The 18102-nt window shown below is 61.0% G+C and carries 19 protein-coding genes; 1 reads left to right on the top strand and 18 read right to left on the bottom strand.

All coding sequences use genetic code 11. The features are described 5' to 3' along the window. Nucleotides 1–15: 15 nt before the first annotated feature. Nucleotides 16–1185 carry an alpha-hydroxy acid oxidase gene (locus HXW73_RS16225; protein WP_085919671.1) on the bottom strand — a complete coding sequence of 390 codons (1170 nt, stop codon included), beginning with the start codon at nt 1183–1185 and terminating at the stop codon, nt 16–18. 228 nt (nt 1186–1413) lie between these two features. Then, nucleotides 1414–2022 carry a gamma-glutamylcyclotransferase family protein gene (locus tag HXW73_RS16220; RefSeq protein ID WP_240538662.1) on the bottom strand — a complete coding sequence of 203 codons (609 nt, stop codon included), beginning with the start codon at nt 2020–2022 and terminating at the stop codon, nt 1414–1416. Nucleotides 2023–2328: 306 nt separating this feature from the next. On the opposite strand from HXW73_RS16220, the gene HXW73_RS16215 reads away from it, so the two are divergent. Then, nucleotides 2329–2535, top strand: coding sequence for a cold-shock protein (locus tag HXW73_RS16215; RefSeq protein ID WP_186254064.1), 207 nt, complete (start codon nt 2329–2331; stop codon nt 2533–2535). Nucleotides 2536–2681: 146 nt separating this feature from the next. On the opposite strand, the gene arfB is transcribed toward HXW73_RS16215, so the two are convergent. From arfB to HXW73_RS16135, 16 genes are read right to left on the bottom strand one after another with little or no spacing between them, the layout of a single operon-like run. Then, nucleotides 2682–3095, bottom strand: coding sequence for an alternative ribosome rescue aminoacyl-tRNA hydrolase ArfB (gene arfB, locus HXW73_RS16210; RefSeq protein WP_186254063.1), 414 nt, complete (start codon nt 3093–3095; stop codon nt 2682–2684). Between the two features lie 56 nt (nt 3096–3151). After that, nucleotides 3152–3751 carry a 4'-phosphopantetheinyl transferase family protein gene (locus HXW73_RS16205; protein WP_240538661.1) on the bottom strand — a complete coding sequence of 200 codons (600 nt, stop codon included), beginning with the start codon at nt 3749–3751 and terminating at the stop codon, nt 3152–3154. Further along, on the bottom strand, nt 3751–5010 hold the full coding sequence (locus tag HXW73_RS16200; protein ID WP_186254062.1) for a beta-ketoacyl-ACP synthase: 1260 nt from the start codon (nt 5008–5010) through the stop codon (nt 3751–3753). The genes HXW73_RS16205 and HXW73_RS16200 overlap by 1 nt, the downstream gene beginning before the upstream one ends. Further along, the gene (fabG, locus tag HXW73_RS16195) at nt 5010–5735 is read right to left on the bottom strand and encodes a 3-oxoacyl-ACP reductase FabG (RefSeq protein ID WP_186254061.1); all 726 of its coding nucleotides are present in this window, start codon (nt 5733–5735) and stop codon (nt 5010–5012) included. The genes HXW73_RS16200 and fabG overlap by 1 nt, the downstream gene beginning before the upstream one ends. Further along, a complete protein-coding gene (locus HXW73_RS16190) occupies nt 5732–6244 on the bottom strand; it encodes a hotdog family protein (protein WP_186254060.1) in 513 nt (170 codons plus the stop codon). The genes fabG and HXW73_RS16190 overlap by 4 nt, the downstream gene beginning before the upstream one ends. Next, nucleotides 6237–7430, bottom strand: coding sequence for a beta-ketoacyl-[acyl-carrier-protein] synthase family protein (locus tag HXW73_RS16185; protein ID WP_186254059.1), 1194 nt, complete (start codon nt 7428–7430; stop codon nt 6237–6239). The genes HXW73_RS16190 and HXW73_RS16185 overlap by 8 nt, the downstream gene beginning before the upstream one ends. Then, entirely contained in the window at nt 7415–7981 is a 567-nt protein-coding gene (locus tag HXW73_RS16180; RefSeq protein ID WP_186254058.1) for a DUF3261 domain-containing protein, read from the bottom strand. Before HXW73_RS16180 ends, HXW73_RS16185 begins: the two co-directional genes overlap by 16 nt. Beyond that, complete coding sequence (locus HXW73_RS16175) at nt 7981–9270, bottom strand: NAD(P)/FAD-dependent oxidoreductase (RefSeq protein ID WP_240538660.1); 1290 nt, start codon at nt 9268–9270, stop codon at nt 7981–7983. Before HXW73_RS16175 ends, HXW73_RS16180 begins: the two co-directional genes overlap by 1 nt. Nucleotides 9271–9294: 24 nt before the next feature. After that, nucleotides 9295–11589 (bottom strand): MMPL family transporter, encoded by a 2295-nt coding sequence (locus tag HXW73_RS16170; protein WP_186254057.1) that lies wholly within the window; start codon nt 11587–11589, stop codon nt 9295–9297. Continuing rightward, the gene (locus HXW73_RS16165; RefSeq protein WP_186254056.1) at nt 11586–12161 is read right to left on the bottom strand and encodes a LolA family protein; all 576 of its coding nucleotides are present in this window, start codon (nt 12159–12161) and stop codon (nt 11586–11588) included. Before HXW73_RS16165 ends, HXW73_RS16170 begins: the two co-directional genes overlap by 4 nt. Next, nucleotides 12158–12598, bottom strand: a complete 441-nt coding sequence (locus HXW73_RS16160; protein ID WP_186254055.1) for an acyl-CoA thioesterase — start codon at nt 12596–12598, stop codon at nt 12158–12160. The genes HXW73_RS16165 and HXW73_RS16160 overlap by 4 nt, the downstream gene beginning before the upstream one ends. Continuing rightward, nucleotides 12588–14156: an HAL/PAL/TAL family ammonia-lyase gene (locus HXW73_RS16155; RefSeq protein ID WP_186254054.1), complete on the bottom strand. Its 1569-nt coding sequence runs from the start codon at nt 14154–14156 to the stop codon at nt 12588–12590. The genes HXW73_RS16160 and HXW73_RS16155 overlap by 11 nt, the downstream gene beginning before the upstream one ends. Then, on the bottom strand, nt 14143–15081 hold the full coding sequence (locus HXW73_RS16150; protein WP_186254053.1) for an LpxL/LpxP family acyltransferase: 939 nt from the start codon (nt 15079–15081) through the stop codon (nt 14143–14145). Before HXW73_RS16150 ends, HXW73_RS16155 begins: the two co-directional genes overlap by 14 nt. After that, nucleotides 15078–15872: a glycosyltransferase family 2 protein gene (locus HXW73_RS16145; protein ID WP_186254052.1), complete on the bottom strand. Its 795-nt coding sequence runs from the start codon at nt 15870–15872 to the stop codon at nt 15078–15080. The genes HXW73_RS16150 and HXW73_RS16145 overlap by 4 nt, the downstream gene beginning before the upstream one ends. Continuing rightward, on the bottom strand, nt 15865–17568 hold the full coding sequence (locus tag HXW73_RS16140) for an AMP-binding protein (protein ID WP_186254051.1): 1704 nt from the start codon (nt 17566–17568) through the stop codon (nt 15865–15867). The genes HXW73_RS16145 and HXW73_RS16140 overlap by 8 nt, the downstream gene beginning before the upstream one ends. Next, complete coding sequence (locus tag HXW73_RS16135; protein ID WP_240538659.1) at nt 17565–18101, bottom strand: COG4648 family protein; 537 nt, start codon at nt 18099–18101, stop codon at nt 17565–17567. Before HXW73_RS16135 ends, HXW73_RS16140 begins: the two co-directional genes overlap by 4 nt. Nucleotide 18102: the final 1 nt, after the last annotated feature.

Genomic DNA, 18102 nt, shown 5'->3' with positions numbered 1-18102 from the left:
AGTTTGACGTTAGTATCAGAGTTTGACGGTAGGGTCGCCAAAGCCTTGAGGTACATACAGGTTGTGCTCGCCGAGATTGCGGGTATCGGTTTCACCGCAAAGCGCCATGGTGGTGTCCAATTCCTTGTGGATGATCTCGAGGGCTCGGGTGACGCCAGCTTCCCCCGCAGCACCCAGCCCATAGGTGTAGGCTCGACCGATGTAGGTGCCCTTGGCACCTAGCGCAAGCGCCTTGAGAACATCCTGGCCCGAACGAATCCCCGAATCGAGATGCACTTCCACCTTGTCGCCAACGGCGTCCATGATGGCGGGCAGCATGCGGATAGAGCTCATGGCACCATCCAACTGACGACCGCCGTGGTTGGAGACGATAATGGCATCCACGCCGATCTCGGCGGCACGACGCGCATCTTCGGGTGCCATGATGCCCTTGACGATCAGTTTGCCGCCCCACCATTCCTTGAACTGAGCAATCCGGTTCCAGTCCAGCGAGACGTCAAACGCTTCCGCCGTCCACGTTGATAACGACGAGGGGTCTGTCACCCCTTTGGCATGGCCGACGATATTGCCAAATGAGCGCCGCTTGGTTTGCAGCATTTCAAGCCCCCAGGGAATCTTGGTGGCCATGTTGGCGATCGAACGCGGGGTCAATTTGGGGGGCGCTGACAGCCCGTTCTTGATGTCTTTATGGCGCTGGCCAAGCACCTGCAGGTCCACTGTCACGACAATCGCGGAACACTTGGCTGCTCTGGCGCGTTCGATCAGACGACGCATGAAGTCGTCATCTTTCAGCGTGTAAACCTGGAACCAAAACGGCTTGGTGGTGTGTTCGGCAACGTCTTCGATCGAACAGATCGACATGGTCGACAGCGTATACGGCACGCCGAATTTTTCGGCTGCCCGTGCCGCCTTGATCTCACCGTCAGCCGACTGCATGCCGGTCAGCCCGACCGGGGCCAGGGCCACCGGCATGGCCACGTCTTCACCGATCATCTGGTTGCGCGTGGTGCGCCCCGACATGTCAACGGCCACCCGCTGCTTGAGGTGGATGTGCTGGAAGTCGCTGGTGTTTTCGCGAAAGGTCTGCTCCGTCCAGCTGCCCGACTCGGCATAGTCATAGAACATCTTGGGCGTGCGGCGAACATAACGACGACGGAGATCTTCGATATTGGTATAGACCGGCATGTGGAATCCTATGAAGTGTGAGAGGCAGCGGACATCCTTGGCAACAGTGACAGGTGGTGAGCGTTGAGCCATATCGCCTGCTGGAAGACGGTCAATGTTGTTGGGTCACCGCCCAACGGCAGTAACTTTTTTAACAGAATACCACCGTGAATACATAACCCGGTCGGAAAATTAGGCGACTAAGGCTAGGCCACCCGCTTTCCATAGGTATTACTGATGAAAAATCGCTCAACAGTCTCGTTGCTTCAACCCAATTCCGGGCGTGTGAATGGCCATCTCACGGGCATGACGCTCCGTATCAGGGTCATCCCAGGCCTGAACCTCTTCAAGCGCGCGGATGTAGGCGAGCGGTAACTTATGCTCGTGTGCACCAGCGATCACATGCTGCTTGTACCAGCTATATGGTCGTATCCTTTGTGCTGTTACCTTGCCTAAATAGGCCTGAACGTCCAGCGGCCGATGATTGGTGAGATCGGTTACGGTTAGCCATGTTTCATCGTAAGCGTCGCCCAGGTTTTCATAGCCATCCAGCGTTGGCTTGTGGTGAAGCGCGACTTCCCAAATCACACCATAGACGGCCTCTTCTTCCGACGCTGGTACGATGTCGCACTTTCCAGAACCATCGCCGCCATACTGATGAAAGGCCAGACGATAATTGGGCAGTTTGGCAGTGGTCACAAAATGTGCCGGAATCCGAGCCATCAGTCGGTGAGTCGACATGTTCGAACCATAGGAAAAACACAGCATAGACACCTCGTTGTGGTAACCCAGTACATTATCGGCACTAGGGCTGTTTTCCGGTGATGAGGGCCCCTTGAGATGGCTTGTTTCAAGCATGCAGTAATCTCGTGCGGGAAAACAATGACCAGTTGGGGAGCCGTTATTAAATTGAGCTGGTTGCGTATAAGCGAGTGTTAATTAATGTCGGGCAAGATCTATTTTCATCGTATATAAACTTTTTCGTTCACGCTGTTGACGTGAGGGCTAAGAAAGCGCAAAGTGATCGCAGTTGGATAGCAAGTTGAACGAAGTCAGCAGTATCGAAGCATCTTTAGTGTTTGAGCCTGGTGAAAGTTTCTTGTTCTACCCATCGCAATTCGGGTATTTCCCGGCATACATTTCGCTAAATCGAGGATTTCGATCATGGCAACTGGCACAGTAAAGTGGTTTAACGACGCAAAAGGCTACGGCTTCATTTCTACTGAAGGAAGTGGCGACGACCTGTTTGCGCACTTCTCTGAAATTCAGGCTGAAGGCTTCAAATCCCTGCAAGACGGTCAAGAGGTTTCTTTTGACGTCACTCAGGGTCAAAAAGGCCTTCAAGCTTCCAACATTAAAGTACTGTCGTGATCGACATGCTGTAACGTTGGTTACCGATTCGTCGGTAAGCTTAAAAACCCCGCCAAGTGCGGGGTTTTTGCGTATCTACGCCTTCATTTTTTGATGAAGAGCCCTTTGTTATGAAGCGTCCGCTTATCCAGCCGCTCCGGCATGTCTCAAAGCGTTACTTTACCTCGCAGATTTTTGGTTTTTCCTTTTCGCGTTTTGGCATCCACCCGCTTGCGTTTAGCGGAACGGCTGGGTTTTGTCGGCTTGCGCGTTTTCTGTTGCTTGACCGCCTCGCGAATCAACTCGCGCAGCCGCGCTAGAGCATCCTCGCGGTTGTGCTCCTGGGTGCGATAGCGCTGGGCCTTGATAATGATCACGCCCTCCTGGGTGATGCGCTGATCGGTCAGCGCCAGCAGTCGCTCTTTGTAGAAGGGCGGCAAGGTTGAGCGATGAATATCGAAACGCAGGTGAATGGCCGAGGCCACCTTGTTGACGTTCTGGCCGCCAGCTCCCTGCGCGCGAATGGGGTGCAGCTCGATTTCCCATTCAGCCAGCTCCACATTGTTGGAAATACGCAGCATAGGGCTCCTTGGCGTGCTGGCAGTAACGAGGCATTTCTTAAGCGTCTAGCCGTCGTTTAGAGTGAAGGGTTTACGACCTTTCTCAGCGCTAAGCCTGGCAAGCAATTAATATCCAGGTCACGGTCATGGGTGACAATGCTAATGGTCCAGCCTTTTGACTGCCAGAGCCAGGCGTGCGCGTCACCCTCAGGGGCAAGGAGTGAGAGCCGCGTCGAGAATAGGCTGGCAGGTTTTTCATCACTAACGCTGGCTAGCTTATAGAGAGCTTCATGCAAGGTCCAGGCACGGTAGAACGCGGCCAAAGGGTCGTCTGCCTTTAAAATAGCGCGTCTTACGTCGGGCTCAGGCAGCTGCTCAATCAGCGCGGGTAAGCGTGTCCCATGGCGAGCTCGAGCATGTTCTATGTCGATGCCCACGGGAACATTCGACACGCCCGCCAGTACCCGCTGGTCTCTATGGCTGAGGCTAGCCTGGTAAGGGGCCTTAAGTGCTGGGTGTCTCGGCACCCCGCTTCCCCTGGGCGACCAGCCGTTGATATGGCAGTCAATGCCCTGTTGCTTGGTCAGCAGGCTCAGCAGCTCTCGGCCTCGCTGTGAGCGGGCGGCCCCGTCTGGCGCTGCCTCCATATGCGTATAGATCAGATGGAGATATGGCATCAAGGCCAGCGACGGAAGACCAACGAGGTGTTGATGCCGCCGAACGCAAAGTTGTTGCTCATCACATACTCACAGTCGATGTGCCGGGCTTCACCACGTAAATAATCGAGTTCCGCGCAGGCATCATCGGGCTGGTGAAGATTGGCGGTGGCATGGAACCAGCCTTCGCGCATCATCTCGATCGCTACCCAGGCTTCCAGTGCGCCACAGGCCCCCAGTGTGTGGCCGGTGAAGCTTTTGAAGGCGCTGATAGGCATGTTTGAGCCGAACACCGCCTGTGTGGCATGGCTTTCGGCAATATCGCCACGGTCGGTGGCGGTGCCGTGGGCGCTGACATAGCCAACCTGTTGCGGTTCTAAACCGGCGTCGTCGAGCGCTTGGCGAATGGCGCGCTCCATCATGTCCGCGTCGGGTTGAGTGACATGGCGGCCATCGCTGTTGGTACCAAAGCCGACCAGCTCGGCGTAGATGGCGGCGCCACGCGCCTCGGCGTGCTCAAGTTCCTCGAGGATCAGGCTGCCAGCGCCTTCGCCAATCACCAGACCATCGCGTTCGGCATCGAAGGGGCGGGGCGAGGTATGTGGGGCATCGTTACGGGTACTGGTGGCGAACAGCGTATCGAAAACCGCGGCCTCGGAGGCCGATAACTCCTCGCAGCCCCCGGCAATCATCGCTGTCTGGCGGCCAAAGCGAATCGCTTCATAGGCGTAGCCGATGCCCTGGCTACCCGATGTGCAGGCGCTGGATGTCGTATGGATACGGCCGCGTACGCCAAGGAAAACCCCGATATTGACCGGTGCGGTATGCGCCATCATGCGGATATAGGAATTGGCGTTGAGGCCATCGGTCGACTTGTTGATCAACATGTTACCGAAATCCGCCACCGCATCGGGTTCACCTGCCGAGGCGCCGTAGGCAATGCCCATGTCGCCGCTACTCAGTAGAGGAGAGTCGAGGAGCCCAGCATCCGCCAACGCCAGCTCGCTGGCGCGGGTGGCCATCCGGGCGCCGCGACCCATGCTGCGCAGCGCGCGGCGGTGATAGTGATCGGGCAATGCAAAATCACTCACAGGCGCGCCAAGCCGCGTGTTGAGGCCTTCGTAACAGGCCCACTCCGGCATATGTTGAATGCCGCTTTCCAGTTGTGCGAGACGGGCTTTTATCGCCGGCCAGTCATTGCCGATCGGTGAGAATCCGGCCATCCCGGTCACCACGACTCGTCGACCCAGCCCGTCCTGGCGTAGTGTATTGTGTGGCATCAGCACATCCCTCCATTGACGGCGAAAACCTGCCGGGTGATATAGCTGGCATCGGGTGAGCACAAAAAGCCCACCGTGGCGGCGACTTCTTCACTGGTGCCGGTGCGCTGCATGGGGATAAGCTTGAGCGCTTCCTCGGTCACCAGGTCGTCGGTCATGTCGGTGTCGATCAGCCCGGGTGCGACACAGTTGACCGTGATTTTCCGCTTGGCCAACTCCACCGCCAGGGCCTTCATCGCCCCGATCAGTCCCGCCTTGGCAGCGCTGTAGTTGACCTGGCCGCGATTGCCCATTAACCCCGACACCGAGGACATCACCACGATGCGGCCCGCTGCGCGACGGCGAATCATGGGCATGACCAGGGGTTTGATGACGTTGTAAAAGCCATCCAGGTTGGTGTGGATGACACTGTCCCAGTCTTCATCAGACAGAGCGGGGAAGGCGCCGTCGGCGGTAACCCCGGCATTGCAGACGGCGCCGTAATAAGCCCCGTGGGTTTCAATGTCGTTTTCAATCGCATCGCGTGCCGCTTCTCGGTCGGCAACATCAAAGCACAAGACACGGGCATCGCGCCCCAGGGCACGAATGTCGTTGGCAACCGCCTCAGCGGCCTCCTTGCGTTGACGACAGTGCAGCACGATATCAAAACCATCCCGCGCCAGGCGCAGAGCGATGGCACGACCGATGCCGCGGCTCGAACCGGTGATCAGAATGGTATCGGTCATGGGTTACTCCCCGGTTGAATGTTGTTTCCTGATTGAATAGCGTCCAGCGTTTCTTTGGATTCAGGCTGAAAAACGTTGAGTGTGGCACTGGCGAGCTTGCGACCTTCGCTGTCGAGCAGCTGTCCGCTAAACGCGCCTAGGCCGTTATCAGCGCGAAAGTCGAGAGTCACCTCGATGCGAACCGGCTGGCCAAAGGCGAACTGCGGCGTCAGGCACTGGTAGCGACGGGTGCCGAGCAAAAATCCGATATTCGGTTTGTCACCGCCCATGACCGCCTGCACCCCGGCCCAGGCGGCCACCGCCTGGGCGAGCCACTCAAGCCCTACCCAACCCGGAATGCCCAACGGGTGGGCGAACAGATCGTCCCGGCGTGGCGTGATCTCGGCGTACAAGTAGTCATCGCCGACATCGAGCAGGGTGTCGAGCAGGCACATGCCATGGCGATGCGGCACATAGGGGGCGATATCGCAGGGCAGAGCCGGTTTTTGGGTGGCCGGGGAATCAGTCATCAACACGTTCCAACAGCAAGGCGATATTGTTGCCGCCGAATGCAAAGGCGTTGCTGAGGGCGCGGCGGCAGTCGCGTTTCACGGCGGCGGCGTAGGTCAGTGGTGGCAGTGCCGGGTCGAGCTGGCCATCGTGCACATGGGGCGGTAACCGTCCGGCATCCAGCGTCAGCCAGCAGAAGGCCGCTTCCAACGCGCCGCATGCGCCTAGGGTGTGGCCGGTCAACGCCTTAGTCGAACTGCATGGCAGCGTGTCGCCGAAGACATGGTTGACGGCCAAGGCTTCCATGCTGTCGTTCTGGCGGGTGGCGGTACCGTGCAGATTGAGATAATCGATGTCCGCGGCAGACAGTCGTGCCATGGTCAACGCGGCCTGCATGGCCGCGATGGCGCCCGTACCGTCCGGATGCGGTGCGGAAATATGATAGGCGTCGCTGGTCTCGCCATAGCCGCTGAGTTGGATACCCCCGGTTTCACCGGTGACCAGAAACAGGGCCGCCGCTTCGCCGAGGTTAATGCCGTCCCGGTTGGCCGAAAAGGGCTGGCAGGGGCTATCGCTGAGTGCTTCAAGCGAGGCGAAACCGTTCACGGTCAGGCTGCAGAGGCTGTCGGCACCGCCGGCGATAACCGCATCGCAGCTGCCGCTTGCCAGCAACCGCTTGGCACTGGCCAGTGCCCGGGCGCTTGAGGTGCACGCGGTGGACAGGGTATAGGCCGGGCCGTCGAGGCCAAGCCGCTCGGCAACGAAACATGCCGACGAGCCGATTTCATGGCGCTGATAGCGGAAATCCTCGGGCCAGTCGCCAAGCTGTTGGCGTTGTGCCAAGGCGATTTCGGTTTCGCCGATACCCGAGGTGCTGGTGCCCAGCACGACCCCGATACGCGCCTCGGGATGCCGCTTGCGAAAAGCATCGATTGTTGGCTCGAGCTGTTTTAATGCGGCGGCCAGCAGCTGATTATTGCGCGAGCGATGCGCCATCGGCAGGCTGTCAGCATCGGGTAAAACGCACGTCACCCTGCCCAGTGGTAAAGGGCGGCCAGGCGAGAAGGTGTCGTCGCGCACCAGGCCGCGACGGCCATTGAACAGCGCATCGGCTATGGTCGCCAGGTCGTCGCCCAGCGGGCAGACGAGTGCCGGCGGCAAGAGACGGCAAGGCTGTGCCTGCAACGGGGTCAATTGGCTGGGCATGGGGTGGCCATCGGGTCGGCGTCATCGTCAAGGGGGGCGATGTACAAGCGGTAATCGGCCTCCAGGTCGTCCATGCGTCGGCAGTCGGCGTCGCCGGTGATGCGCGCAATGGTGCGCTCCCGGTAGCGGACGGTACGCCCGTCGGCTGTTTCTTCCAGCGACCAGGGTTCCTCGTTAAAGGCCTGCGTTAGGGCCGATGCGGGCCATAGGCTCCAGCTTAAACGACTAGCGAGCCACTCGGCGGTAAACGGAGGGTCAAACGAGGCATCAGAGAGAAAGCGGCTTCCCTGGTCATCATGCACCAACGTCAACAGACGCTGGCCCTGTGGGCTCAGCAGCGCCAGACGCAGCGATTGACTTTCCTGACGCAAAACGCCGATCAGCACGCGCCGTTCTTGCTCATGTTCGAACGTCAGCTTTTGTTGTTGGGTCTCCATCTCCGGCAGCATGGCAAGCGCGGGGATAGGCGCATTCGTCGGTCGCCCGGCACAGCCACCGAGAACCAGAAGGGCCGCTATCAATAGTATCAAACGAGGTAAACAATGTCGCATCAATCAAGCCTCGCTCTATCAGAAAAGGTGTTGTCGGAACAGGCCTCAGCCAGCGTATTGAGCCGTCGGCGGCTGGCCGCAACAAAAGGGTTATGGGTATCCCAAGCATAGCCCGCCAGTACTGAACTGATCATCGAACGGATCCGGGGAGGTTGCTGCTCGTTAAAGATGATGCGCGGTAGGCGCCCATCGTACCAAGCGTCGACAAACTCACGAAAGGTGGCGATGCCGCGTCGCAGCGGTTGTTCGAATTCGCGATCCCAGTCGATGCTTTCTCCTGCGAGTTGACGTTCAACCAATGGAGCGGCACGCACTGCCGAGTCCAGCGCAATGGTCACGCCGGAGGAAAACACCGGGTCGAGAAACTCACCGGCATTGCCCAGCAGGGCAAAGCCCGGGCCGTGCAAGCGCTCAACATCGCTGGAATAACCTTCCAGGCGGCCAATATCGCGTATGCCCTGGGCGTTGGCCAGCAACTTGGCAAATCGGGGTTCCGCCTGGATAAAGTGCCACAGGCGCTGACGGTCATCGACGCCCTCGGCCTTAAGCGTTGCGCTGTCGCCCACCACGCCGATCGAGGCGCGGCCATTGCGGAAAGGAATCAGCCAATACCAGATGCCGGGATGCTCCGGGTGCACGCCGATCAGAATCTTCTCACGGTCGTGATCCGGGCAGTCGATGCGATCCTCGACGTGGGTAAACAAGGCGCAGCGTGATGCCAGTGTCGAGGGGCGGGCGAGCCCGGTAAGCTTGGCAAGCACACGCCCGTAGCCGCTGGCATCCAGGACGAAGCGCGCGCCAAGCGAGCGACGCTCACCGCTTGCATCGACCAGTGTGAGACTCGGCTGGTAACTGTCGGCGCTGAAGGCCTCGACGCGTGTCTCGAATTCAACCTCGGCACCGGCTTGGCGGGCACCGTCGATCAGCCGCTGGTCGAAATCGCTGCGCTCGACCTGCCAGGTGGTGCCGGGGCCGGGGCTGAATTTGTCGCGAAAATCGACGGCGGCATAACGGTCTCGCCAGGTAAAGGCGGCCCCATTCTTGGGCTGGAAATCACCTGCCTGGGCGGCGTCGAGCAGGCCACAGGCATCGAGGTGTGCCATGCATTGCGGCAGCAGGCTTTCGCCAATCGAGAAACGCGGAAACAGGCTACGCTCGATCACCCGGACGCTAAGCCCTCGCCGGGCGAGCCATGCGGCCGCGGCGGCACCGGAAGGGCCCGCGCCAATAATTGCCACATCGGTGGTTTCCAGCGGTTGCATAGCGTGGGTGTCTCCTGATGCCGTCATGGGTGGTCGTATTTGGTGATGGTATTAAGTAATAGCGTGCCGTGTCTCGGCCCTGGCGAACGGCACCAGCGCCCACGTTGCGGTAAGCCCCACAAGGCAGGTCAGCCCCAGGTAATGCAGAGCCGGTGTGGCGCTGAACGACAGCAAGCCGAAGGCCAGCAGACTCGAGGCGCAGGACAGACTGATCGCCAGCCAGACGGCCGGGCTATCAGGGTGCTCGGTGCTGAAGATGCCCGCGTCGAGGCCAATACCCAGTACCAGCAGTAAACCCAGTAGATGAAACAGCGTCAGCCCGATGTTGAGCGCGCTGAACAGCGCCAGGGTCGCCAGTACGGCCCCCAGCGGGGGCAGCAACACCCGCCAGGCACGCCTTCGATAGCGCCAGCCGAACACCAGCGCCAGCCCCAGCACAGCAAGGGCCAGACACAGCGCAATTTGTTGACGCAGTCGCGATAGGGTGTCGGTGAGCGTAGCGACGCGATCCTGATAGTGGACATAGTCCGGTGCGGCGAGCACTTCAAGCGCTTGCTGGGCGGTTTCATCGGCGCCGCCCAGGGTCACCAGAGCGGCCAGTTGAGAAGGCGACTTCTCTGTCGTGGCGACCTCACCCACCCACAGGCTGCTATCGGCACGGCCTGCCGACATCTTGAGCCATGCCTCGATCGACAGTAACGGCACGTCGCGTAGCGGTTGTCGAGCCTCTTCGAGGAGCGAGTCGGGAAGCCCAGCCTCAGCGATCCATTTAGGCAGGGCGGTGCGATACGCTTGGCGTGTTTGCTCCAGGTTGGCCTGCTGTGTGGTCGGGGACGGCACCGCCTGGGCGAGATGGCGGTAGTGCGCCAGGTGGCCTTGCGCCTGGAGATCGGCCAACGACGCGTCCAGGCTTTCCAACCGTTCCAGTAGCATGGCTTCATGGTCTGCGGTGACCACCAGATAGCGGCTGTCGGCAGCGCGTTCCAGCAGCGTCTGGACGCGTTGCTGCTCGGCAATGAGGGTATCGGGCGAGGGGTTTAGCTGGCGCAGGTCGTCGTTGGCGGTCAGTCGCGTGACGATCAAGACCACCGCACACAGGCCGAGCATCCCCAAAAGGCCCCAGCGGAAGGGGGCGTGAGGCGGCAGGCGTAAGCGGTTCAGCCAGGTGGCGATGCGCTTTGTCGCGATATGTGGACGAGGTGACAGCCACGGCAACCATAAGCGCACCGTCAACCAGGCCCCGATCAACCCCAGCGCCGCGAACGTGGCCATCTGGTGTAAGCCGGGCAGAGGCGTGAAAAGCTGGATGAGATAGGCCGCCAAACTGGACAGCAAGCCCAACAATAAGCCTGGCCAGAGGTACGCCAGTCCACGCTCGGGTGCCAGTTGCCGAGCGCATTGCAGGTGCAGCGCATAGTCGACCGCAACCCCTATCAAGCTGGCGCCAAATGCTAGCGTCAGCAGGTGAAGGGTGCCGAACAGCCACCAGGTGAGAGGCAGTGCGAAGAGTACCCCGCAGGTGATCGGTAATAACAGGCTGATCAGTATCGAACCACGCCGGAACGTCGCCCATAGCAGCAAGCCGATACCCAGCAGCGAGCCAAGCCCAATGGTCGAGATTTCGCGTTTGGCTTGCGCGGCCCCTGCTGCTGCATGGAATACCAGGCCGCTGCGCAGCATTTCAGCCTCGGCGTGCGCCGTCTGGAAGTCCGACAGCGCCGTGGAAAAGCGTTGCTGCAGATCCATGGCGTAAGGGCTTGCAGATAGCTGGCCGCTGACGATAAACCAGCGCGTGTCTTGCTCGCTCACGCTGGGTAGACCACCGCTCAGGCGGATGGGGCTATCGAGGTGCTGTTCAAGCCAGGCATCGAGCAGGCCGAAAGGGTCGCGCCTGGGTTCGACCTCGCTACCCAGCGAATACAACCGATTAAGGCCGCGTTCCACCCAGGCGTCTTTGTAGGCATCAGCCAGTGAGTCGGCCAGCAGGCGATAACGATAAGGCGACAAATCACTTTTGGGGTTCTCGAAGCTATCAACGTCGAAGTTGCTGACGCTACCGGATGCCTGCAGGCGGTCTTTGAGGTCGGCCACAAGGCGTTCGGGCGAATCGCCGCGCACCAGCAGGACGAAGCGGTTTTCGACGACCTGGGCCAGGCTGTTTTCGGCTTGCTCGATCAAGGCTGTCTGCTGGGTCTCGGGCAATAGCGCGGTAATCCGCGTATCAAGCGGTGCGCCCCTGGTCAGTAAACTGGCCAGTAGCAGGGCGCATCCCAGCAGTAATCCGGCCCAGCCCCAGGCCGCGAGGCGCTCGCGCTGGGTCGGGCCTGGTGGTTGAGCAGGCTTCACGGCGATGAGTCACCGTCGTCGAGGTCGTCGCAAGGGACTGCTGTCAGGGTCAGGTCGAGCCGGTCATCGTTGGTGAACGCAAGCGCGACCTGCTCCACTTGCTGATTGCCGCTCACCACCAGTTGAGAAATCCGTTCGCTGACGCTTGTTTCATTGGGTGTCAGCGTGGCCTGCCAGTTTTCCAGCTCGCCGCTGAGCTCGATGGTGAAGTGCTCTTCCAAGGCCTGCCAATGCCCCCCGAGGAGGCCGCTAAATACCGGGGCGATGACCTGGAAACCTGCGGGCAAGTCGGCGTTGTCTTCACTCATCACGACCCGCTCCTGCACCGGCGCGGTCGTCTGCCAGACAAGCCCCTCTTCGCGTTGCTGGAAATGGCCCCGGCTGTCCAGCTGTGTATCAAGATCGGCCAGATGACGGCTTTGCTCGAAGCGTCCGCATTGGGGCGCGTGCTCGGCCAGGCGGTCGGCAAGGGCGTCACCATCGGGTGCCGCCCAGGCGGTTGGGCTGAGTATCAGGCTCAGAACGGTCGCTATTACCGTGATAGCGGGGTAGCGGAAAATTCGTTGTTTCATGTGTTGGCCTCCTGCCAGGCGAGTAGCCGTTCAACTAACGCGGGCGGTGACGCCAGACGCATTTCATGGTCGTCAAGCCCTACCGCTACCTGCACGCTCCAGGCTCGGGTCAGGCGTTTGCGCGTCTCGGCATCACGGATGGTGTAATCAATCTTGAGCCGGTGCTCCCATTCACTCAGGCGGGCCTCGATGGCGATACGCTGGGCAAAGAGCGCCGGGCCCGCATAGCGTAGGCGAAGATCAATCACCGGCCAGGCAAACCCTGAGGCCTGCATTTGCGGGTAGTTGTAATCGATGGCATCCAGCAGTTCACAGCGAGCGATTTCCAGATACCGCACATAGTGGCCGTGCCAGGCCACCTGCATCATGTCGACATCGTGGAAGGGAATCACCAGCTCGGTCTCGCTGCGAGGCAGCGGGCGGTCATCAGGCGTCATACAGGCTCCAGCGGCGTTGGCGAATCAGGCCACACAGGCTGCGCAGTTCGGCTTCCAGGGCACGGTCCTCGCCTAAAGCAGGGAATAGGGTCCGGCACTCATCAACAAAGTCGGCCAGGCGTACAGGTGGAGTCGCGGCGTCATCAAGGTGACTGCGGAGTTCCACGGCCTGGCAGGCGGCGTGCAGGGTGGCGGCGGCAACCTGCTCGACGAGGGTCAGGATACGCAGGGCGTCGCGGGCGGCAATGGTGCCCATGCTGACCTTGTCCTGGTTGTGGCATTCGGTGGAGCGTGAAAACACGCTGGCCGGCATGGTCAGCTTGAGCGCCTCGGCTGTCCATGCCGACGCACCGATTTGCACCGCCTTGTAGCCGTGGTTAAGACTTGCCCGGTCCGGCTTCGCGCCACTCAGGTTGCTGGGCAGGCCGTGGTTGAAACGGCTATCGACCAGCTGCGCCAATTGGCGGTCGAGCAGGTCCGCGAGGTTGGCGCAGGCCTGCTTGAGGCTATCCATCACAAAGGCCACGTGGCCGCCATAGAAGTGGCCGCCGTGCATCACCTTACCGTGCTCGGCGTCGATCAGCGGGTTGTCATTGGCGCTGTTGAGCTCGGTTTCGAGGAACTGTCGCCACCAGGGCAGCGAGTCTTCCACGACGCCGATAACGTGCGGGGCGCAGCGCGTCGAGTAGCGGTCCTGCAGGCGGGGAGAATTGCGCGGCGTGTCGGGCGCGTGCAGGTCGTTACGCAGACGCTCGGCGACCTGGTTCTGGCCGGGGTGGGGCTTGGCGGCGAACAGATCGGCGTCGAAATGGTAGGGGTTACCGTCCAGTGCGTAGACCGCTAAGCCGGTGATGCGCGTGGCCAGTTGGGTCAGGTAGCGCGCCCGTGCAAAGGCGAACACGCCGAGTGCTGTCATCACCGCCGTGCCGTTCATAAGGGCCAGGCCTTCCTTGGGCTTGAGACGATAAGGGGTGAGGCCATGGGCGGAGAATACCTCCGCCGTGGCCCGGCGTTGCCCACGCTCAAAGACCTCGCGTTCGCCGCATAGCACGGCGGCCAGGTACGACAAGGGCGTCAGGTCGCCGCTGGCGCCCACTGACCCCTCTTCGGGAATAACGGGCACGACATCGTGGTCAAGCAACCAGACCAAGCGTTCGAGTAGCTCGACGCTAACCCCGGATACGCCGCGGCACAGCGACACTAGACGCACCATGACCACGGCCCGGGAGGCCTCCACCGACAGTACATCACCCAGGCCGCAGCCATGGAAGGTGTATAGCTGGCGGGGCAGTTGTTCCAGGTCGGCGGCTGAGACGTCGCGGGTGCAGGAGTCGCCATAGCCGGTGGTGACACCGTATACCGTGCCCTCTTCCTCGAGCAGGCGCTCGAGAAACGCATTGCCTCGGGCGATGCGTTCACGGAAGTCGGCTGCCGTCGACAGCACGACCCGACGACGGCCCTCGGCGACCGCCAGCACCTCTTCGAGGGTGACGGTCGAACCATCCAGGGTAAGGGGAGCGCTGTCTCTGGCCTCAGCGGCCGGGTCATGAATCGTCATGTGCGTCGTCCATGTCGTTGATCCAGAAAGGGTAGAAATTGAACCATTGCAGCGGATGACGCCGCACGCGCTCAGCCAGATGGTCGGCATGGCGCTGCATCGCCTCGGCAATCCAGGCGTCACGCTTTCGGCGTGGCAAGTGCTGGGTGTCGCCGATGGTATCGAAGTCGATCCTGAAGTGGCCATCCTCACGCACACAGGCCAGCGCATACAGGGGGCAGCGCAGCAGAGCTGCCAGCCAGAAGGGCCCTTCGGGAAACAGGGCTGTATCCCCCAGAAAGTCGAGGCGCTGGGTGCGCTGCCCTGACAGTGGCATCCGGTCGGCGGCAATTACCACAAAGCCGCCGGCCTGGACGTGTTCGGCGAGTGTTTGAGCGGTCGCCGGGGTGATCTCGCTGACTTCCATGATAGGCGGGCGTGGCCGACCCGTGACGCGCTCGAGTAGCGCATTGAATTTACGGGCGTTGCGAGTATGCATCATCACCGTCAGCTTGAGTGTCGGGTGTCGCTCCGTCAGCGCATTGACCACGTCGAGATTGCCGTGATGAGCGACGAGAATCAGGCCACCTCGCCCGCCATTGATAGCCGTCACAAAATGCTCGATCCCCTTGCCCGCAAGCTTTTCATCGGGGATATCCCCACTCCACGCGGCGACCTTGTCCATCAAGGTATCGCCGAAGGTCAGGAAATGCCGATAGCTTTGCCACCGACGGGCGAGCGGCCGTTGCCTGAGGCTTGGGTCCAGGCGCTGCAGGTAAGCCTGGGAAGCGCGCCTTGCCGTACCGTGCATCACGAAATACCAGAGGATGACCGGCCAGAGAACAATCCGGAACGGCCAGCGCCCCAGGTAACGCTGTATCGCTACCATCAGGGTCATGCCGATGACACTGCCACGCTCGCCGATGCTTGCCCAGTGCTGGCTCATGGACTCCCCTTGCTCGACGGTTGTCGAAAGCGCCGGGCGATCAAGCGGGGAAGGCGCCATAGCATGCCGAAGAACAAGCGGGTATGCATGCCGGCGATCTGGCGGTTGTCGCGCCACAGCGCGAAATGGCTCACGCCATCTTGGGGGTATTGCACCCGCACAGGTCTGTTAGACACCGCGCCGCCCATCCAGTGCCAGCGCACTAGCACTTCGGTGTCAAAGGTCATGCGGTCGCCACAAGAGTGGCGTGCCAGCAGGCGGTTGAGCGGCGCGACCGGATAAAGCCTGACGCCGCACATGGAATCGTGGATATCCAGCGACAAGGTGTTGATCCACACCCATACGTGCGTTGCGTAGCGACCGTAGAAGCGAATCTTGGGCACGCTGGCGTCGTAGCGAGGGTAGCCGATCACAAGCGCCTCGGGCGACGTGTCCAGTTCGGCGAGAAAAGCAGGCAAGTCGTCGCTGGCATGTTGGCCGTCGGCATCCACCTGCAGGGCATGGGTGAACCCCAGTTGCTGGGCGTGGGCCAAACCGGCACGTACCGCCGCGCCCTTGCCCTGATTATAGGCAAGTCGCAGCAGGTGGTGGCCATGTTCAGCAAGGCGGTCGAGTTCGTCGGCACACTCGGCATCGCTGCCATCATCGACAAGCAGCAGCGGTATTCCCAGCGCGGCGAGCTCATCGCACACCGAGCTGATCGTGGCGGGGTGGTTGTAGACCGGAATCAGCACACAGGGGGCGTATTTGGGAGAGTACTTGGGAGAGTACTTGGGAGAGCATTCAGCCATGTTGCCTTCCTTCCTGGATGTGCATGCGAACCTGCCCGCTGCAATGCCGCCCTTCGTGGGAATCAATGCAGAAGGCAAGGCCGTCGTCCCGGCGCGTCATTTGCAGCGTGAAACGGGTTCCGGGGCGCAAGGCGCGTTGGAACTTGAGTCGCTCGATACCTTGAAATTCGCCGCGCTGCCCGAAGCGTTCAGCGGCTAAATCAATCGCCCACTGTACCATGACCACGCCTGGCACCAGCGGGTACTCATCGAAGTGGCCCTTGAGAAAGATCAGGCGCTCCGGTACTTCCAGCGTTACGCGGCAGGTGTCGGGATCCGGCCGATCATCACCTAGCCAGCGTGGCGATTTGGTGTCATCCAGGTCGGCGAACAGCTGGTTGATTAGCGATCGGTCGAGCTTGCTCTGGGCATTACACGGCAGGGCATCGACGAAACGCCAGTAGCGAGGGATAGTGACGCGTTCCAGGTGGTGTGACAAATGCGCTCGCAGCCGCTGAATCAGCGCATGGCGGGTCGTGTGTTCGTGGGGAATCAACGCGCTGGGCAATACCGCCACGGCGCCCAGGCGCCCGTCACTCCGGCCAAGGTCAATACAGCGTGCGTCGCTGATCTCCTCCGCGGTGGCGAGGGTGCGCTCGATATGCGACAGGGACACACGCTTGCCCGCGATCTTGACCACGCGATCCGCCCGGCCCAGCAGCTCGAAGCCGTTGTGCACCGGTGCCACTCTGTCTGGCTGTTGCCACCAGCGTTGAGGGTCCTGAAGAAAGGGCGAGCGCAATGCCAGGTGTGCCTCCTCGCAAGAGATCTGCACGCCAGGCAGGGGCTGCCAGATAGCACGCTGGGACTGGCGGCGATGGGCAATGCCGCCTGTTTCCGTGCTGCCATAGATCTCGATCACTGGTGCATCGAGTAGCGACTCGGTGCGCTGGGCGTGCTCTGAACTGAGGGGAGCGCCGGAGGAAAATACCCGCAGAGGGCGCGGTAGGTCGCGCCATGGCAGGTGCTCCGGCAGGCGCGTCAATTGAGCCGGAGAGCTCACGACCACGGGAGTGAGATGGGCGTCGCCAGCTTCCTGGAGCCGTGCGGCCAGCGTCTCAGGGTAGCAGCACGCGTCGCCACAAAAAGGGACGCCGGCGCATAACGGGTGCAGCACGCCGGTCATCAGCCCATAAATATGCTGATGACTGACCTGGGAAATAACGCAGCCGTCAGCCAGCGGCCACAGGTCCGCATGGGCCGCGACTTCCGCATCAAGCTGATCAAACCGTTTGGAGATGCGTGCAGGCGCGCCAGTCGAGCCGGAGGTATGCAGCACAATCGCCGTTGCCGTTGAACAAAGCGATGCGGGATGAGAAAGCGGCTCCCGCGTAGCAGGCTCGGCCTGGTCACCAGGGGTGTCGGGCAGCGTGCCGTCGACTTCCTGTGCAATGCGTGCAAGCGTCGCAGGGCGATCGTCGGCGGGTAGAACCGCCACTCGACCACTCTCCCATAGCGCAATCAAGGCCGCGCAAAATTCCCCCGGGTGAGGTTGATAGAGTAACCATTCACCGCCGGTTTGGTCGGCTAGCCAGTGGCGCCAGGCGTCGATTCGCGGCGCAAGTGAAAGCGGCTCGACCCAGTGTTGAGGGAGAGTGCGATGGTGGCGTGCGGTTTTCCGCCGCCAGGGGAGTTGGGTCAGCGGTACGAAGGTCACGACAGGCTCCTCCGCAAACGGTGGCGCAATAGCCATTCCCCGGCGAACATCAGCGCGATCAGCCCATAGCTGATTACGCCGTTATAAAGTGTCCAGGTGGCCAGGTCGGCATATACAGCCGTCCAGGTGGCGATGCTGCCGTTGATAACAAAGAAGCCGCACCATGCCCAGGTGACTCGACGTGTATAGGCAACCCCGGCCGGTGGCAGATCAGGCTCTTTAAGCCGCGCAATGCGTTCGACAATCGGCATGCCCCGCCACAGGCTGGTGAGAAAAACCGCCAGCATCAGGGCGTTGATGGCAACCGGGTAGGCACGCATCCCGATATCGGCGTGGCCTAAGCCGCCGAGCACAAGCATCAGCAGCGCTACCACCATGGCCAGGTAGCGAGCCTGCGACATCCGCCAGGCGAGTAGCGCGGCCCCGGCCACCAGCAGTGGCCAACTGCCTACCTGGTCATGCAGCACAAAGACCAGCACTGGCCAGGCCACTGCCAGAACCACGCCGAGCGACTTGATGGCTTTGCCTTGCATG

It is taken from the genome of Halomonas sp. SH5A2 (genome assembly GCF_014263395.1).
Lineage (GTDB): Bacteria > Pseudomonadota > Gammaproteobacteria > Pseudomonadales > Halomonadaceae > Vreelandella.
This window is presented reverse-complemented; position numbering and strand designations above follow the sequence as displayed.

Coding starts and splice junctions, on each gene's coding strand:
- HXW73_RS16145 (WP_186254052.1), bottom strand. CDS start 15,872: ATGGCTGAATGCTCTCCCAAGTACTCTCCCAAGTACTCTCCCAAATAC.
- HXW73_RS16150 (WP_186254053.1), bottom strand. CDS start 15,081: ATGAGCCAGCACTGGGCAAGCATCGGCGAGCGTGGCAGTGTCATCGGC.
- HXW73_RS16220 (WP_240538662.1), bottom strand. CDS start 2,022: ATGCTTGAAACAAGCCATCTCAAGGGGCCCTCATCACCGGAAAACAGC.
- HXW73_RS16135 (WP_240538659.1), bottom strand. CDS start 18,101: ATGCAAGGCAAAGCCATCAAGTCGCTCGGCGTGGTTCTGGCAGTGGCC.
- HXW73_RS16185 (WP_186254059.1), bottom strand. CDS start 7,430: ATGCCCAGCCAATTGACCCCGTTGCAGGCACAGCCTTGCCGTCTCTTG.
- HXW73_RS16160 (WP_186254055.1), bottom strand. CDS start 12,598: ATGACGCCTGATGACCGCCCGCTGCCTCGCAGCGAGACCGAGCTGGTG.
- HXW73_RS16215 (WP_186254064.1), top strand. CDS start 2,329: ATGGCAACTGGCACAGTAAAGTGGTTTAACGACGCAAAAGGCTACGGC.
- HXW73_RS16175 (WP_240538660.1), bottom strand. CDS start 9,270: ATGACGGCATCAGGAGACACCCACGCTATGCAACCGCTGGAAACCACC.
- fabG (WP_186254061.1), bottom strand. CDS start 5,735: ATGACCGATACCATTCTGATCACCGGTTCGAGCCGCGGCATCGGTCGT.
- HXW73_RS16165 (WP_186254056.1), bottom strand. CDS start 12,161: ATGAAACAACGAATTTTCCGCTACCCCGCTATCACGGTAATAGCGACC.
- HXW73_RS16200 (WP_186254062.1), bottom strand. CDS start 5,010: ATGCCACACAATACACTACGCCAGGACGGGCTGGGTCGACGAGTCGTG.
- HXW73_RS16205 (WP_240538661.1), bottom strand. CDS start 3,751: ATGCCATATCTCCATCTGATCTATACGCATATGGAGGCAGCGCCAGAC.
- HXW73_RS16190 (WP_186254060.1), bottom strand. CDS start 6,244: ATGACTGATTCCCCGGCCACCCAAAAACCGGCTCTGCCCTGCGATATC.
- HXW73_RS16225 (WP_085919671.1), bottom strand. CDS start 1,185: ATGCCGGTCTATACCAATATCGAAGATCTCCGTCGTCGTTATGTTCGC.
- HXW73_RS16155 (WP_186254054.1), bottom strand. CDS start 14,156: ATGACGATTCATGACCCGGCCGCTGAGGCCAGAGACAGCGCTCCCCTT.
- arfB (WP_186254063.1), bottom strand. CDS start 3,095: ATGCTGCGTATTTCCAACAATGTGGAGCTGGCTGAATGGGAAATCGAG.
- HXW73_RS16180 (WP_186254058.1), bottom strand. CDS start 7,981: ATGCGACATTGTTTACCTCGTTTGATACTATTGATAGCGGCCCTTCTG.